Here is a 14,319-nt window from a genome sequence, read left to right as displayed (position 1 = left end):
GGAGACAGTCAGTCGCCGATGGTGATGGTCAGGCCGGCGAAGTCGCCGCGGACCTCGGCGTCGGACCCTTGCGCCTCGATGTCGAGCGTCCGGTCGCCGAGGCGCAGGCCACTCACGATGATCCGCTGGTCGGCATCGAGCACGGGGCGGAGCTCGAGCCGGTTGTGGTGCATTTGCGGCTGCACCCCCAGCAGGGCGCTCACGATCTGGAAGGGGACGGCGGCCGCCCAGGCCTGGGGGCGGGCCGAGGCGGGATAGGGAATCGGCTCGGGGAACTGATCCCGGGCAAAGCCGCCCAGGAGTTCGGGGAGCTGGTAGCGCTCGGCGGCGGACAGCTCGATGAGCGCTTTGGCCAGCCGGCGGGTGGCGTCGTCGAAGCGCCGACCGGCCAAGCCGCGCAGCAGGACGGCGTTGTCGTGGGGCCACACGCTGCCCACGTGATAGCCGAGGGGGTTGTACGCCGCCTCGGAGGCCGCCAGCGTGCGGACTCCCCACCCGGAGAACTCCTCCTCGCTGAACAGGCGCCGGACGAGCCGGGCGGCGATGTCGTCGTCCACCAGGCCGGTGTCGAGGAGGTGGCCGACATTGGACGCCCGAACGGGAATCGGCTCACCGGCTGCATCCAGCGCCAAGGCCACGATCACCGGTTCGTCCACCACGAAGTGCTGGTGGAAGAGCGCCTTGAACCGGTCGGCCTCCTCGAGCAGCGTCGTGGATCGGTCGGGACTCCCCAGGGCGGCTTCCAGTTCGGCCAGCCCGCACAGCGCCTGGTGAAAGTACCCCTGTACTTCCACCGGCGAGGTGACCTCCTGCACGACGGTGCCGTCGGGACGGACGATGGAGTCGCCCGAGTCCTTCCAGTTCTGATTGGTGATGCCCCCGTCGTGAGGTACGGAATGCATGAAGCCCCGGACGTCGGTGTGGGACCGGCACCAATCCAGCGCGGCCCGAGCGGCGGGCAGCAAGCGCTCCAGACGGGAGCGGGGTGCGCCCCAGCGGAGGCACTCCGCCATGGCCACCACGAACAGGGGAGTGGCGTCGATCGACCCGTAGTACGCCGTGCCCGGGTCGAGACCGAAGACGCCCATGTCGCCGATCCGCAGCTCATGGAGCACCCGCCCGGGGCTCTCGAGGGTGCGAGGGTCGTGCGCCTTGCCCTGGTAGGCAGCCAGAACCTCCAGGGTTTCGAGGGCCCGGAGTGGGTCGGCCAACATGGCCATGACCGAGGAGCACAGCGCATCTCGGCCGAAGAGAGCCAAAAAGTGCGGGGCTCCGGCGGCCAAGAAGGGAAGTCCGGTCCTCGGTTCGCAGACCGTGAGCGACTCCAGGATCCAACCGCTGGTGTGTACCGCTTGCTGTAAAGACCCGACATCGGCCCGAACGGTGGTGGCCGGGCGGTGTTCGGGCGAAGTGGTATCGAGTTGGACGCCCCACGAGAACGTCGCCGGGAGGCCCGGCTGGGCGGTGAGGGTCCGGGAGATCGTCTGCCCGGACACGGCTGCGCCCTCGGCCCACACCGAGCGGCTCAGGTCAGCCGAATCCGGCGGGGGCTCGCCCTCCTGATCGAGGTGATACACGGTGGCGCCTCCCGGGGCGAGCTGCAACTCCACCCGCAGGGTCACGGGTCGGCGGAAGCAATGGATGCTGACGCGCTCTTGGTAACCCGAGTCCAGCGAACGCTCACGCACGATGACGGCCTGGGGGTCGGGCTCGCCGTCCCAGTAGCCGTACGTCAACCGGTCGGCCGCCGCTCCGGTGGGCGCGCCGTTCAGGTACACCGGCGGGTGGCCGTTCACGTGAAACCGCAGCCGGGAGAGGACGCGCCGGTCGCGGTGGTACAGCCCGGTGGCCTGTTGACCGCTGATGGTGCCGTCGGCATCGGTCACCAGGGCGACCCCGGCACGGGTCAAGCTCCAACCGTCGTCGGGTATGGGTGCGGGCATGGGCTCCTGACGAGTATGGCCAACGGGCTGACCATCGAATCGGACCTGACGGGGGATTCCCTACAGCGGTGCCAGTCTTGCACATTTTGAAACGTTTCTTGAAACGCTTCAAAGGCTGTAGTAGATTGCCCGCCATGCCTGCTGGGCGGCGCCCCACGATACGCGACGTGGCCGAGTTCGCCGGTGTGTCCACGGCCACCGTGTCCAACGTGGTCAACGGTCATGCCCATGTCCGCGACCGGACCAAGCAACGAGTGCTCGACGCCATCGAGGTGTTGGGCTACCAGGCCAGCCGGGCGGCCAGGAGCTTGCCCGCCGGCCGCACGTTCCTGCTGGGCTACTGCCTACCCGACGACACGTCGCCCAACGCGGCACTGGACGTGTTCTTGCACCACGTGGTGTCCACGGCCGCTCGGGCCGACCTGGAGGTTCTCCTCTTTACCCAGAAGAATCGTGACCGCGTGCAGCCGTACGCCGAGATGCTGCGTCGGGGGGGTGCCGACGGCTTCGTTCTGTCGGGGATCGACTACGAAGACCCCCGAGTGGAGTTCCTCCGCCAGCGGGGCATCCCGTTCGCCTGCTTCGGTCGGGTAGGGGACGACTCCGTGATCTCCGTCGATGTGGACGGTGCCGCCGGCATACGCGCCGCGGTGTCCCACCTGCACGCCGTCGGTCACGAGCGGATCGCCTTTGTGGGCTGGCCCGAGGGCTCGGCCACCGGCGACGACCGGTGTGGCGGATTCGTATCGGCCACGGCCGAACTCGGACTGGAAGGCGGGCGGGTGGTCCGCACGGTGGACGACTTCGATCTTGCCCGGAAGCTGGTGCCCGCGCTGGTGGCCGAGCACCAACCGACGGCGGTGGTGTGCGTATCGGACACCGTTGCGTTGGGGGTGATGTCCGGCTTGCGAGATGAGGGCCTGATGCCGGGTGCTGAAATTGCCGTGGCCGGCTTCGATGATGTCCCGGCCGCCTCGTTGAGTGCCCCGTCACTGACGTCGGTGCGCCAGCCCATGGATCGGGTTGGCTCGCTGCTCGTCGAACGGCTGGTGGGACGACTCACCGGCGAGGGCACATCCGGCTCCGTACTCGTTGAGCCCGATCTGATCGTTCGTGAATCAACCATTGGCGCTGCCGAGGCCAATTCGGCCCCAGGGGCGCCCCTGACCCAGGAGGGATTGTTGTGAGAGATTGCTGGAAGGGCGTGCTTGCGCTCGTACTGGCCTGTTCGTTGATTGCCGTTTCGTGCGGCAACGATGACGACGATGCGGGTGCGGCCGATCCACCGGCCGCAGCACCGGCGGCCGATGAGCCGATGGACGAGCCCGCAGGCGATGAGCCGATGGATGAGCCCGCGGCCGACGAGCCGATGGATGAGCCCATGGACGAGCCCGCAGCCGATCAGCCGATGGATGAGCCCGCGGCCGACGAACCCATGGACGAGCCGATGGAGGAGCCGGCCCCGGGTGTTGACCTGACCGGCGCCGACCTGGTGGTCTGGGGATGGGCGTCCTCGGAGGCCGAGGACGTCCAGTTGACGGCTCTCGTCGACCAGTTCAACGCCGACACCGGCGCAGACGCTTCCTTTGAGCCGCAACCCGAGTTCGACACGTCGCTGCAGGCCGCCCTGGTCGCCGGCGACCCCCCGGACCTGTTCTACGTGGACTCGTCCCGGCTGCCCGACCTGGTGGCATCGGGGGCGTTGGCCCCGGTACCGGACGGGGTGTTGAGCGATCCCGATGACATCTACCCGGCGTTGCGGGAGATCTTCACCATCGACGGCACCTGGTACTGCCCGCCCAAGGACTTCTCCACCCTCGGCCTGGTGTACGACCCGACGGCCTTCGCCGAGGCGGGCGTGGACGTGCCCACCACCTGGGAGGAGTTGGCCGCCGCCGCCGAGGCGCTCACCACTGATGACCGCGTAGGCCTGAGCTTCGGCGCGGAATACGCCCGGGCCGGAGCTTTCCTGTTCCAGGCCGGCACCAACATCCTCACCCCCGACGGCACCGCGGTGGCCATTGACTCCGACGGGGCCCGGGCCGCACTGGGGTTCCTGGCCGACCTGTTTGCCGCCGGACACGCGGCGACCCCGCAAGCCATCGACACCGGTTGGGGTGGCGAAGCGTTCGGCTCGGGCAACGCGGCCATGACCATTGAGGGCAACTGGATCGTCGGCTACCTCAACAACAGCTTCCCCGATCGCGAATGGGCGGTGGCCGAGCTGCCCTCCGGCCCTGCAGGTCCCGGCACTTTTGCCTTCACCGTGTGCTACGGGGTGGCCGCCAGCGCCGACGACCCGGAGCGGTCGTGGGCCTTTGCCGACTACCTGACCAACGCGGCGGGAGCAGCCGCCTGGACCTCCGGGTTCCAGGTCATGCCCGCCCGGGCGTCGGTGCGCGACGGGTGGGTCGCCGACAACCCCGAGCTGGGCGCGTTCATCGCCGGCGCCGCCTACGCTTCGCCGTTCCAGTTCCCCACCGGGGTGGGCGACATCCAGGGCGTGTTCAATGACAACTTCCAGCAACTCATCTCCGGGGACGTCACCGTCGATGAACTCATCGAGGAAGTGGTCGAGGCGGGCGAAGATCTCTTGTAGCACTTCGTTGCGGCGGACCGGCGGGTGGTTCCGGCGGGCGAGAAACCAGAGCCAGCCTCACAGGGCCCAAATCTTCAAAAGAGAGGGACTGTGGGGCTGGCTCTTCATCTCCCCCGCGCTACTGGGGCTGCTCGTCTTCTTGGCCATCCCGGTGGTCATGTCGATACTCGTCAGCCTGCGCGATTGGACGGGGATCACTGCTCCGTTCAACAGCCAGTTCGTCGGCCTCGACAACTATCGGGAGTTGCTGACCGAGGACGGGATCCGGCGCAAGGACTTCGCCATCTCGATCCGCAACAACCTGTACTACGTGCTGGGGGTGGTGCCCACCCAGACGTTCGTCGCCCTGGTGTTGGCCGTGATCGTCAACCAGAAGCGGCTCAAGGCCAAGGGTTTCTTTCGCACCGCCTACTACTTCCCCTCCATCACCGGGTCGATCGCCATCTCGCTGATTTTCCTGTTCTTGTTCCAGACCCACGGTGCGGTCAACGCCATCCTCCCCTTCCAGGACATCAACTGGTTGGCCAACGCCAACGGGGTGATCCACAACTTCCTGGGGGTCCTGGGGCTTGAGTCGCCCCCCGACTGGATGGACGACACCGAGGTGATGAGCCTGTCCCTGTGGGAGTGGGTCAGCGGGCCCTCCATCGCCATGGTCTCGATCATGATCCTGACCACGTGGACCACCATCGGCACGTTCATGCTCATCTTTTTGGCCGCCCTCCAGAACATCCCGCCGTCGGTCGAAGAGGCGGCCGAACTGGACGGGGCGTCGGCCTGGCAGCGGTTCCGTTACGTGACCATCCCGCTCATGAAGCCGACCATCACCTTCGTGGTCACCCTGGGCTTGCTGGGGACCTGGCAGGTCTTCGACCAGATTTTTGCCATCAGCTTCGGTGGGCCGGAGAAGACCACCATGACCCCTGCCTTCCTCACCTACTTCCAGACCTTCCAGAACGGCAAGGCCAGCCTGGGAGCGTCGATGGCCGTGCTGCTGTTCTTCATCATCATGGCCTTCACCGGGCTGCAGCGATTGATGATGCGGAACAAGGAACTGCTCTCGTGACGGCGGACACGACGGCAGCCGAGGGCTCGACGGATACGACGGCAGTCGAAGACCTGCCGGCCTTCCTCGAACGGGAAGAGGTGCAGCGGTGGCTGCGACCGCGCCGGATGTTCGATGATCTCACCGAAGCCGTCAAGAGCTTCTTCGAACGGGAAGATGTGCAGCGGTGTCTGCGCCTGCTCAAGATGCTGGCGTCGTATGCCGTGCTGGTCCTGTTCGCCTTGGCCTTCGTGATGCCCTTCGTGCTTGCCGGTGTCTCCTCGTTCAAGTCGCTGCCCGACATCGCCCAGAATCCGACCAGTCTGATGTTCGACGGGGAGCTGGACAGCCCCACCCTCGACGGGCTCGACCGGCTGGACAACGATCGGGTCCGGATTCCCCGCTGGGCGCTCAATTCCACCATCCAGACGGTCTCGGTCACCCTCGGCCGGCTGTTCCTGGCCACCCTGGCGGGTTACGCCCTGTCGCGGCTGCGGTTTTGGGGGCGCTGGTTCGTCTTCAGCGCGGTCATCGCCGTGCAGGGCATCCCCGGCATCGTGCTCATCATTCCCCGATTCCTGGTGCTGAAGGAACTCGGCATCCTCAACACCTACTGGGCGCTGATCCTGCCGCTGGTGTTCGACGCCTTCGCCATCTTCATGATGAAGGGATTCTTCGACTTGGTACCCCGTGAACTGGAGGAGGCCGCCGCCCTGGACGGGGCGTCGCTGTGGCAGACCTACAGCCGGGTCATGCTGCCCCTGGTGAGCCCGGGCCTCATCGCGTTGACGGTGCTGAGCGTGCAGGGGGTGTGGAACGAGTTCCTGCAGTCGCTGCTGGCTGCTCCGAGCAATCCCGACATCCGCACCCTGCCCGTCGGGCTGGCGCTGCTCCGCGGCGCCTTCGGGGAGAACAATCCGTGGAACACCCTTATGGCGGCCAGCCTGATCACCACCATCCCGATGGCCATCATCTTCTTCACCTTCCAGCGCTACTTCCGCCAAGGCATCGCCACGGTGGGCATCAAAGGCTGAGGGTGTACCGGCCAGAGGACCGGTGGGTGTGGGACTTCTGGCTGGTGCAAGAGGAATCCCTCTGGCACCTGTTCCACCTGCAAGCGCCTCGCTCGCTGCCCCCGGTGGAGCGTCATTGGCACGCCACGGTGGGTCACGCCGTCTCCTCGGACCTGGTCGAGTGGACGCCACGGGCCACCGCGGTGGTGCCGGGGGCCGCGGGGGAGTGGGACGACCTCGCCATTTGGACGGGATCGGTGATTCGACACCACAGCGGGCGGTGGCTCATGGCCTACACCGGGATGACCCGCCGGGGCGGTCACCATGTCGAGCGCATCGGGCTGGCCTGGTCCGACGACCTGGATTCCTGGGAGAAGGACCCGTCGAATCCGGTGCTCGCATCAGATCCCCGTTGGTACGAACGGCCCGGTACCACGACGTGGCAGCACGGGTGGCGCGACCCGTTTCTGACGCGAACCCACGGCGACGGCTACGCCATGTTGCTGAGCGCCCGGGTGGCCGACGCCGAGGACCCCTATCGCGCCGGAGCCGTGGGGCTGGCCACCTCACCGGACGGACTCCGTTGGACGGCTCGGCCGCCCCTGCCCGGTACCGGAGGGCACTTCGCCCAACTGGAGGTCCCGCAGCTCGTGGAGGCCGGGGGCAGGCACCATCTGATCTTCTCGACCAACAGCGACGGGCCGTGGCCTCGCAATGACCCCTCGGGCTCGCCCCGGATCGGAACCGCCGAGCTGATCGGTGACCGGCCCTTCGGTCCCTACACCGAGCCCCCGTCGTTCATCGACGCCGACGCAACCGGTGCCCACTACGCCGGTCGGGTCGTCCCGGTGGGATCGCAACGGTACGTGTACCTGGCTTTCTCCGACGGAGGCAACGACGCTTTTCGGGGCGGCGTCTGCGACCCCGTCGAGGTCCACCTGGACCACGAGTCCGGTCGCTTCGTTCTCGGTCATCGCCTTGCGCCGGTGCCCGACGGGGAACACGTCGCCGACCGATAGGCGACGGTCCCGGCACCCGACCCGTTCGGCGAGGGGCTACATGGCCGAGGTGTAACCGCCGATTCGGTTGGGGTCGGTGTCGAAGGAGCGGACCATGGCGTGGACGCTGTAGGTGGCCACCAGGCGACCGTCTTGAGCGAAGATGCGGCCTTGGCCCTGCACTTGGCCCTTCCCGGCGTAGACGGCGGGGTTCTCGTAGAGGTGCCAGTCGGCCACATCGGCCTCTTCGTGAAAGGCGATGTCCACCGACATCGGCCCGGTGGACAAGGTGACATGGGCCTGGGCCTCGGTGATGCCCCGGTGGGGCCGCATGGATGCCGCGATGGTGTAGTGGGTGGTGGCCTGGGCCAACAGGGCCGCCTGGAGGGCCGGGCCCTGGGGGCGGTTGCGATAGCGCATCCACACGTGAAGCTCGGCGGGGCCCACCTCGTCGGGATCGCTGTTGTAGGCACCGTCCACCACGCGGATGTCGCGCCCGATCACGCCGAAGTCCCGCAACGGGCAGTCCAGGGGTGAGGGCACGTCGGGCATGGAGGCCGCTCCCCGGTACACGTCGTCGGCCCCTCGGTCCAACAGCACCAGGCCGACGGCGCACAACTTCTCGTGTTGGACGGTGCGGGTCTGCACGGTGGAGTAGGTGCGCCCCCGGCGCAACATGTCCACCTCCACGGCCAAGTCGGCGTCGAAACGGGCTGCTCGGGTGAACACCATGGAGGCGGAGACCACCCGCTGGTCGGGAACGGTCTTGGAGGCGGCCACGATGGCCTGGCCCAACAGGTGGCCGCCCTCGATGACCTGGCGGGGTCGGCGATGGTCGGGGATGTCCAGGAAGGTGCCCAGGGGAGGATCGGGATACGACGGGCTGGTGAAACGGCCGCCGCTCTCTTGGTCGACGTCGATGAGTCGGGTGAGGTCCTCCGCGGTACCCCACACGGGGAAGGGGTAGACCACCTCGGCACCGTCGTCTTCGGGCACCGCCTCGAGGAATTCGAGTTCCACACGATGGGCGTAGAAGCCGATATGACCCTCGAGCCCGGCGACTTCGGGGAACGGCTGCGGGTAGGACCACGCCACGTTCTCCTCGGTGGTTTCCCCGACGGTGAGCGACCAGTAGTCGGCCTCTCCCTTGAAGGGACACACCGTGTGCTCATCGGTCTTGGTGAAGTGCTCCCAGTTGACGTCGGCGACGGGGAAGTAGAGCTGGTCCTGGTGGTCGGATTCCTTCACGATCACGCAGGCATCGCTCTCGGCCAGCACCACCGAGCCGAGGCGGGCCCGGCCCCGCCCCTCCCAGGGCACCAGGTCGACGGCGTAGCCGGGGTAGCGGTCCCACGCGGAAGCAACAGAAGCCATCGCCCGATAGTACGGGCATCGGCCCACCAGTAGTGTCTCCCACCATGGAGATTCGACCGTTGGCCGGGGCGTTGGGGGCGGAGGTGCTGGGGCTGGACCTGACCGGCGACCTCGATGGCGCGGCCTTTGCCGCCGTGCGCGGTGCGCTGCACGACCGGGGCGTCATCTGCATACGGGATCAGGCGGCCATGTCCCCCGAGGATCAGCTCGGCTTTGCCGCCCGGTGGGGAGAGATATCCATCCATCCCTACGTGCCGTCGATCGAGGGGTATCCGGGGATCATGAAGATCTACGACCCCAACCCCATCACCCAAACGTGGCACTCCGATTCCACCCACATGCAGCGTCCTCATGCCTACACCCTGCTGTTGGCCCGGGTGTTGCCCTCGGTGGGGGGCGACACCATGTTCGCCAGCGCCACCAAGGCATTTGAGTCGCTGACTCCGGGATTTCAGGCCATGCTCCGCGGCCTGTCCGCCGTCCACGAGGGCACCGATTTGGCCGCCAGTGCCGGATTGGACCACGACGCCGTGGTGGCCGTGCATCCGGTGGTGCGGGCCCACCCCGACACCGGGGCCGAGGCCCTGTTCGTGAACGACAACTACGTGACCCGAATCGACGGCTGGACTCCCGAGGAGAGCCGCCCGCTGCTGGAGTACCTCTATGGGGTGATCGGACGGTACGAGAACACGTATCGCCATCGCTGGCGCGACGGCGACTTGGTGATCTGGGACAACCGCTCCACCCAACACGCGGTGGTGGGGGACGTGTCCGGTGAGGAGCGGGTGCTCCACCGGGTCACGATTGCCGCCTAGGGGTAACCCCCGGCGGACTGGGGATGCCCCTACGGGGGAGTGGTCAGGCGGGCCAGGCGATCCAGGTGCTCGGCGGTGGTGCCTGCTTGGGCTTGGGCGGCCCAGGCCCGGCGGGCGTAGGGGGCCAGCGGGTGGTCGCGGTAGTAGCCGTCGGCCCCGTGCAATTGGTGGGCCCCGGCCACCACGTCCAGCAGGTTCTCGTTGGCGGTGACCTTGGCGGCGGACGCCAGGTAGTCGCGCGGCGGACCGGCGGGGACGAGGGCGGCTTGGCCGGTGGTGAGTTCCATGGCCTCCACCGCGACGGCCATGTCCACGAACCGGTGGGCCGCCGCCTGAAACTCGCCCACCCGCTTGGCGTACAGCGGGCGGCTGAGGGCGTGCTGGGCGGTCAGGGCCAGGACCTGGCGGGCGTCGGCGGCCATCGTCGCACACGCGGCCAGCACGGGGTCGTCGCCGACGTCGGGGAGGGGTGGGGCCGCCGACAGGTCACGGTCCGCCAACGCGGCGGCGATCATGTCGCGGTGGGTCTCGTTGGCTCCCACCGAGAGAGTGGGGTGGATGGCCTCGAGGGCGTCGTAAACATACGGAGGCCCTTCCTCGAACATGGCCGTCCAGCCCCGTTCGTCCGGTGGCGCCGCAGCGGCGGCCGCCCGGGCGATGTCCTGCAGCAACTCGGTGGCGGTCACTTTCACCACCGACGCCTCGTAGCCCACCGGTGCGTCGGCCAGTTCGAGGTCGATGAGCCGTTGGGAGAAGGCCCGGACCCGGCTGGCCGAGGCGTGCAGCCGGGCCCGCTCCGGGCCGGACATGGTGACCGGGAGGCGCCCCAACCAGCACTCGGCCCAGCCGTAGTAGGCCAAAGAACCCCGCTCGGCCGCCACCGCGGCCATGACCTGGGACCAGCCTCGACCTGTCTCGCCCAACACGCAGTGGTCGTCGAGGCGGACCTGGGTGAACGTGATCTCGCCCAGCGTCCACCCGTTGAGGGTGGGGCGGCGCACCACCTGCACGCCGGGGGCATCGAGGGGCACGAGGAACATGGTCATGGACGACCGGGGTGGGCCACCGGGATCGGTGACGGCCAACACCACCGCCACCTCGGCCTTGTGCGCCCCGGTCACGTGCGACTTGGTACCCGACAGCACCCAGCCGCCGGCGTCGCGAGTCGCGGTGGTGGCGATGGCCGCCAGGTTGTTGCCCGCTCCGGCCTCGCTGTAGGCGATGGCGCCCAACGTGTCGCCGGTCACCATGGGGGCCAACCAGCGGGCCCTTTGGGGGTCGGTGCCGAAGCGGGAGAGCACGAAGCCGCACAAGGTCACGCCGGTGTCCACCGACGGGGCGCCGTGGTAGGCGGCCTCCAGGTCGTAGACGTGCTTGTAGGCCCGTGACCGGCCACCGCCCCCGTCGGCTACCGGCAACGACACGGCCACGAATCCTCGCCGGGCGGCGGCCTGGTGGTGTCGTCGCTCGAAGTCCCGGTCGAGACCGGTGAGGTCACCGGGATCGGTGTGGCCGGACACGTTGCCGGGGGCCATCTCGGCGCGGAGAAACGCGCGCACCTCCTCACGCCAGCGGTCGAACTCGGTGTCGAGCCACAGCTCGGTCAGCCGCATCGCCGGAGAGAGCCTGCCGTCGGGTCAGCGGTGGTTGCCGCTGCCCGGTTGACCGGGGTAGGCGGTCAGCCCCACTGGAGCGTCGCGGTACCGGCCAGCACCGGGTGGGTTCCGTCGCGGGCGAGCCACACGTCGCACTCGACCGACCCGTCCTCGGAGACCGAGGTGACCGACCCCCCGGCCTCCAGGCGATCGCCGGCGAACACGTTGTCCAGGAATCGGACTCGGAAGTGAGAGATGCGCTCGGTGCCGCCGGCCCACTGGCCCAGCATGTTCATCACGTAGGCCATGTTGTTGGGCCCCTGGTTCACCGGCTGGTCGCCCATGCCCAGTTCCTGGACGGTCTCCACGTGCCAGTGGATGGGATTGGGGTCGCCCAAGAGGGCGGCCATGGTCTTCATCTTCTCGGCGTCCACCGACTCTATGACCAAGCGGGGGATCTCCTCGCCCACTGCGGGGACTGGGGGCGTGCTCATGGCGTCCTCCGGGGGTAGATGAAGGAGTTGGACACCACCGCGGACACCTCTCCGTCGGGGGCCACCACCTCCAGGCGGAAGGCCACGATGTCGAAGGTGCCGGTGCGGGCTCCCTGTTTGCGGACCGCGCTGGTGATCTCACCTCGAACGGTGTAGGTGGTGCCGATCTCCAGCGACCGGTGCTGGGTGATGTCCGACTCGCCGAACATGGGACCGTCGTCGGCGGAGGCCGAGCAGAGGGTGAACAGCTCGGCGATGCTGAGGCCCATGCCGGCCATGGCCGCGTAGTAACAGAACATGGGGTGGGCCACGCCGTCGGTGCGCTGGTCGGCGCCCACCACGTCGTTGGTGAGCCACACCCGCCACGGCTCCACGGTGTAGGTCCCGCCGGGGAAGCGCCAACCCACCAGGGCCTCCAACTCCTCGGTGGTGGGGACAGCCAGATCGGAGGTCATCGGATCACCACCGGCAGGCCGCGGGGATGGCCGGATGGTCGGGGGCGGGGTACTTGCGGTGCAGGGGCTGCACCACCTCCTCGCCGAAGCGCTGAATCTGTTCCCGGGTGGCCTCGAAGGACGGGCCGGTCACCATGCGGAACTGCACGGTGAAGTACTGCACCCCCAGCTCCTCGTGGTACCGCTCCAACCGTTCTCGGCACTGGGCGGGCGACCCCACCACGATGTGCTCGCGGGCCGATTCGGTGGTGATCTTCTCCGGAGAGTCGAACTCGGGGTGGTGGGCCAGGATGCCCTGTTCGCAGTAGAAGCGCATCTCGGGCACGTAGTGGGCGCCGTACTGCTCGGCGGCCTGCTCGAAGGTGTCGGCCACCCAGGCCTTGCGCATCAACACGATGAACGGCTCCTTGCCGCATTCGACCGCCTTGGCCCGGTACGCCCCGGCTTGTTGGTCCCACACCTCCTGGAGGATGGGGAAGTCGTCGCAGGTCCACGACTCGGCGTAGGTCCCGCACCGCTCGATGGCCGCCGGGAGCTGGCCGCCGCCCCAGAACGGGAATCGGGGCTGTTGGTAGGAGTTGGGGGACAGTAAGCCGTCGTTCACCTGGTAGAAGTCGCCGTCCCAACTGAAGCGCTCCCCCTTGGATCGCAGGGCCCGGTCGATGATGGCCACGTTCTCCAGGTAGCGGCCCAGCATCCGTTCGGGCGGAACCCCGAACTGGCCCCAGTAGCCGGCGTGGAAGCCCCGGCCCCACGTCATGTACAGCCGTCCCCGGGAGATGTTGTCGATGATGGCGCACTGCTCGGCCACGTGCATGGGGTGATAGAGGGTGTTGACCAGGCAATAGGAGCCGATGGCCACCTTGGAGGTCTCCCGGGCCAGGATCATCAGCAGGTTCAGGGGCGAGCCGAAGTACGACTCGGTGCGGCCGTGGCGGTCGGGCACCTGAATGGAGTGGAACCCGGACTGCTCGGCCAGGATGCCCTCCTCGATCATGGCGTCGAGGGCGTCGGCGGCGTTGGCCGGATCGGGGAGCGGTTGGTCGTAGGTCCCGTGGTTGGTGTCGATCAGATAGCCGATTCGCACACTGGGCTCGCTTTCTGAGGCTGGTCGGAGGGGTGGAGGCTCGTGGCCCCGCCGGGTGGGATGGCACCAGAAGGGTAGTCGCCGGGCCGTGGCGGGCCTACGCTGGCAGCCGCGAGGCAAAGGAGTTCACCGTGGCCATTCACACCGAGATCGATGAGCAGGGCATCGCCGTCGTCACCATGGACAACCCCCCGGTGAACGCCCTCAACATCGCCGACACCTACCGGCTGGCCGAGGTCTTCCGCGGCTTCAAGCACGGCACCGACGTGCGGGTGGCCATCCTCACCGCCGTGGGCCGGGGATTCAACGCCGGGGTGGACATCAAGGAGATGCAGGCCATGGAGGGGTTCGACGGCGTGCTGGGCACCGGTGACGCCTGCTACGAGGCGTTCGGGGCGGTGTACGACTGCGCGGTGCCGGTGATCGCCGCCGTGCAGGACTTCTGTTTGGGCTTGGGCATCGGGCTGGCCGGGAACTGCGACCTGGTAGTGGCCGCCGAGGGGGTCAAGTTCTCCATGCCCGAAGTGGACAACGGCGCCCTCGGGGCGGCCACCCACACCGCCCGGCTGGTGCCGGAGAAGGTGATGCGCTGGATGATGTACTCCTGCGAGCCGGTGGCCGCCGAGGACTTGCACCGCTGGGGGACCATTCTTCGGGTGGTCCCCGCCGACCAGCTCATGGAGGAGGCCCGGACGGTGGCCGGGGTGATCGCCGCCAAGCCGCCCGCGGTGATCCGCAAGGCCAAGTGGTCCATCAACGGCATCGACCCGGTGGACGTCCACCGCAGTTACCGCTTCGAGCAGGGCTTCACCTACGAGCTGAACCTCATGGGGGAGGGGGACAAGGCCCGCGACGCCTTCTTGGCCGGGGAGCGGGAGTCCAACAAGGCCGCTCGCTAGGG

13 protein-coding genes are annotated in these 14,319 nt (G+C 68.1%); 7 read left to right on the top strand and 6 right to left on the bottom strand.

Annotated features, from left to right (window positions below):
* Positions 1–8: 8 nt before the first annotated feature.
* Positions 9–1,943: a glycogen debranching N-terminal domain-containing protein gene (locus ACOQPQ_RS04005; RefSeq protein WP_420638157.1), complete on the bottom strand. Its 1,935-nt coding sequence runs from the start codon at positions 1,941–1,943 to the stop codon at positions 9–11.
* A 134-nt stretch (positions 1,944–2,077) separates the two neighbouring features.
* On the opposite strand from ACOQPQ_RS04005, the gene ACOQPQ_RS04000 reads away from it, so the two are divergent.
* The 5 genes from ACOQPQ_RS04000 (at position 2,078) to ACOQPQ_RS03980 (ending at position 7,619) form a co-directional block, all read left to right on the top strand.
* Positions 2,078–3,130 (top strand): LacI family DNA-binding transcriptional regulator, encoded by a 1,053-nt coding sequence (locus ACOQPQ_RS04000; RefSeq protein ID WP_420638156.1) that lies wholly within the window; start codon positions 2,078–2,080, stop codon positions 3,128–3,130.
* 17 nt (positions 3,131–3,147) lie between these two features.
* Positions 3,148–4,542, top strand: a complete 1,395-nt coding sequence (locus ACOQPQ_RS03995; RefSeq protein ID WP_420638155.1) for an extracellular solute-binding protein — start codon at positions 3,148–3,150, stop codon at positions 4,540–4,542.
* Between the two features lie 157 nt (positions 4,543–4,699).
* Complete coding sequence (locus ACOQPQ_RS03990) at positions 4,700–5,608, top strand: carbohydrate ABC transporter permease (protein ID WP_420638154.1); 909 nt, start codon at positions 4,700–4,702, stop codon at positions 5,606–5,608.
* Positions 5,605–6,621 carry a carbohydrate ABC transporter permease gene (locus ACOQPQ_RS03985; RefSeq protein WP_420638153.1) on the top strand — a complete coding sequence of 339 codons (1,017 nt, stop codon included), beginning with the start codon at positions 5,605–5,607 and terminating at the stop codon, positions 6,619–6,621. Before ACOQPQ_RS03990 ends, ACOQPQ_RS03985 begins: the two co-directional genes overlap by 4 nt.
* 2 nt (positions 6,622–6,623) lie before the next feature.
* A complete protein-coding gene (locus ACOQPQ_RS03980) occupies positions 6,624–7,619 on the top strand; it encodes a glycosyl hydrolase family 32 (RefSeq protein WP_420638152.1) in 996 nt (331 codons plus the stop codon).
* Between the two features lie 36 nt (positions 7,620–7,655).
* Here ACOQPQ_RS03980 and ACOQPQ_RS03975 read toward each other — a convergent pair whose 3' ends face one another.
* A complete protein-coding gene (locus ACOQPQ_RS03975; RefSeq protein ID WP_420638151.1) occupies positions 7,656–8,972 on the bottom strand; it encodes a DUF427 domain-containing protein in 1,317 nt (438 codons plus the stop codon).
* A gap of 44 nt (positions 8,973–9,016) precedes the next feature.
* Here ACOQPQ_RS03975 and ACOQPQ_RS03970 point away from each other — a divergent pair, with 44 nt between their 5' ends.
* The gene (locus ACOQPQ_RS03970) at positions 9,017–9,787 is read left to right on the top strand and encodes a TauD/TfdA dioxygenase family protein (protein WP_420638150.1); all 771 of its coding nucleotides are present in this window, start codon (positions 9,017–9,019) and stop codon (positions 9,785–9,787) included.
* A 29-nt stretch (positions 9,788–9,816) separates the two neighbouring features.
* Here ACOQPQ_RS03970 and ACOQPQ_RS03965 read toward each other — a convergent pair whose 3' ends face one another.
* The 4 genes from ACOQPQ_RS03965 to ACOQPQ_RS03950 form a co-directional block, all read right to left on the bottom strand.
* The gene (locus ACOQPQ_RS03965; RefSeq protein ID WP_420638149.1) at positions 9,817–11,400 is read right to left on the bottom strand and encodes an acyl-CoA dehydrogenase family protein; all 1,584 of its coding nucleotides are present in this window, start codon (positions 11,398–11,400) and stop codon (positions 9,817–9,819) included.
* A gap of 65 nt (positions 11,401–11,465) precedes the next feature.
* A complete protein-coding gene (locus ACOQPQ_RS03960; protein ID WP_420638148.1) occupies positions 11,466–11,876 on the bottom strand; it encodes a MaoC family dehydratase in 411 nt (136 codons plus the stop codon).
* Complete coding sequence (locus tag ACOQPQ_RS03955; RefSeq protein ID WP_420638147.1) at positions 11,873–12,331, bottom strand: hypothetical protein; 459 nt, start codon at positions 12,329–12,331, stop codon at positions 11,873–11,875. Before ACOQPQ_RS03955 ends, ACOQPQ_RS03960 begins: the two co-directional genes overlap by 4 nt.
* A 4-nt stretch (positions 12,332–12,335) precedes the next feature.
* Positions 12,336–13,418, bottom strand: a complete 1,083-nt coding sequence (locus tag ACOQPQ_RS03950) for an LLM class flavin-dependent oxidoreductase (protein ID WP_420638146.1) — start codon at positions 13,416–13,418, stop codon at positions 12,336–12,338.
* Positions 13,419–13,549: 131 nt separating this feature from the next.
* Between ACOQPQ_RS03950 and ACOQPQ_RS03945 the strand changes: the two genes are divergently transcribed.
* Positions 13,550–14,317: an enoyl-CoA hydratase family protein gene (locus ACOQPQ_RS03945; protein WP_420638145.1), complete on the top strand. Its 768-nt coding sequence runs from the start codon at positions 13,550–13,552 to the stop codon at positions 14,315–14,317.
* Positions 14,318–14,319: the final 2 nt, after the last annotated feature.

The organism is Candidatus Poriferisocius sp., from assembly GCF_965219775.1.
Lineage (GTDB): Bacteria > Actinomycetota > Acidimicrobiia > Acidimicrobiales > Bin134 > Poriferisocius.
This window is presented reverse-complemented; position numbering and strand designations above follow the sequence as displayed.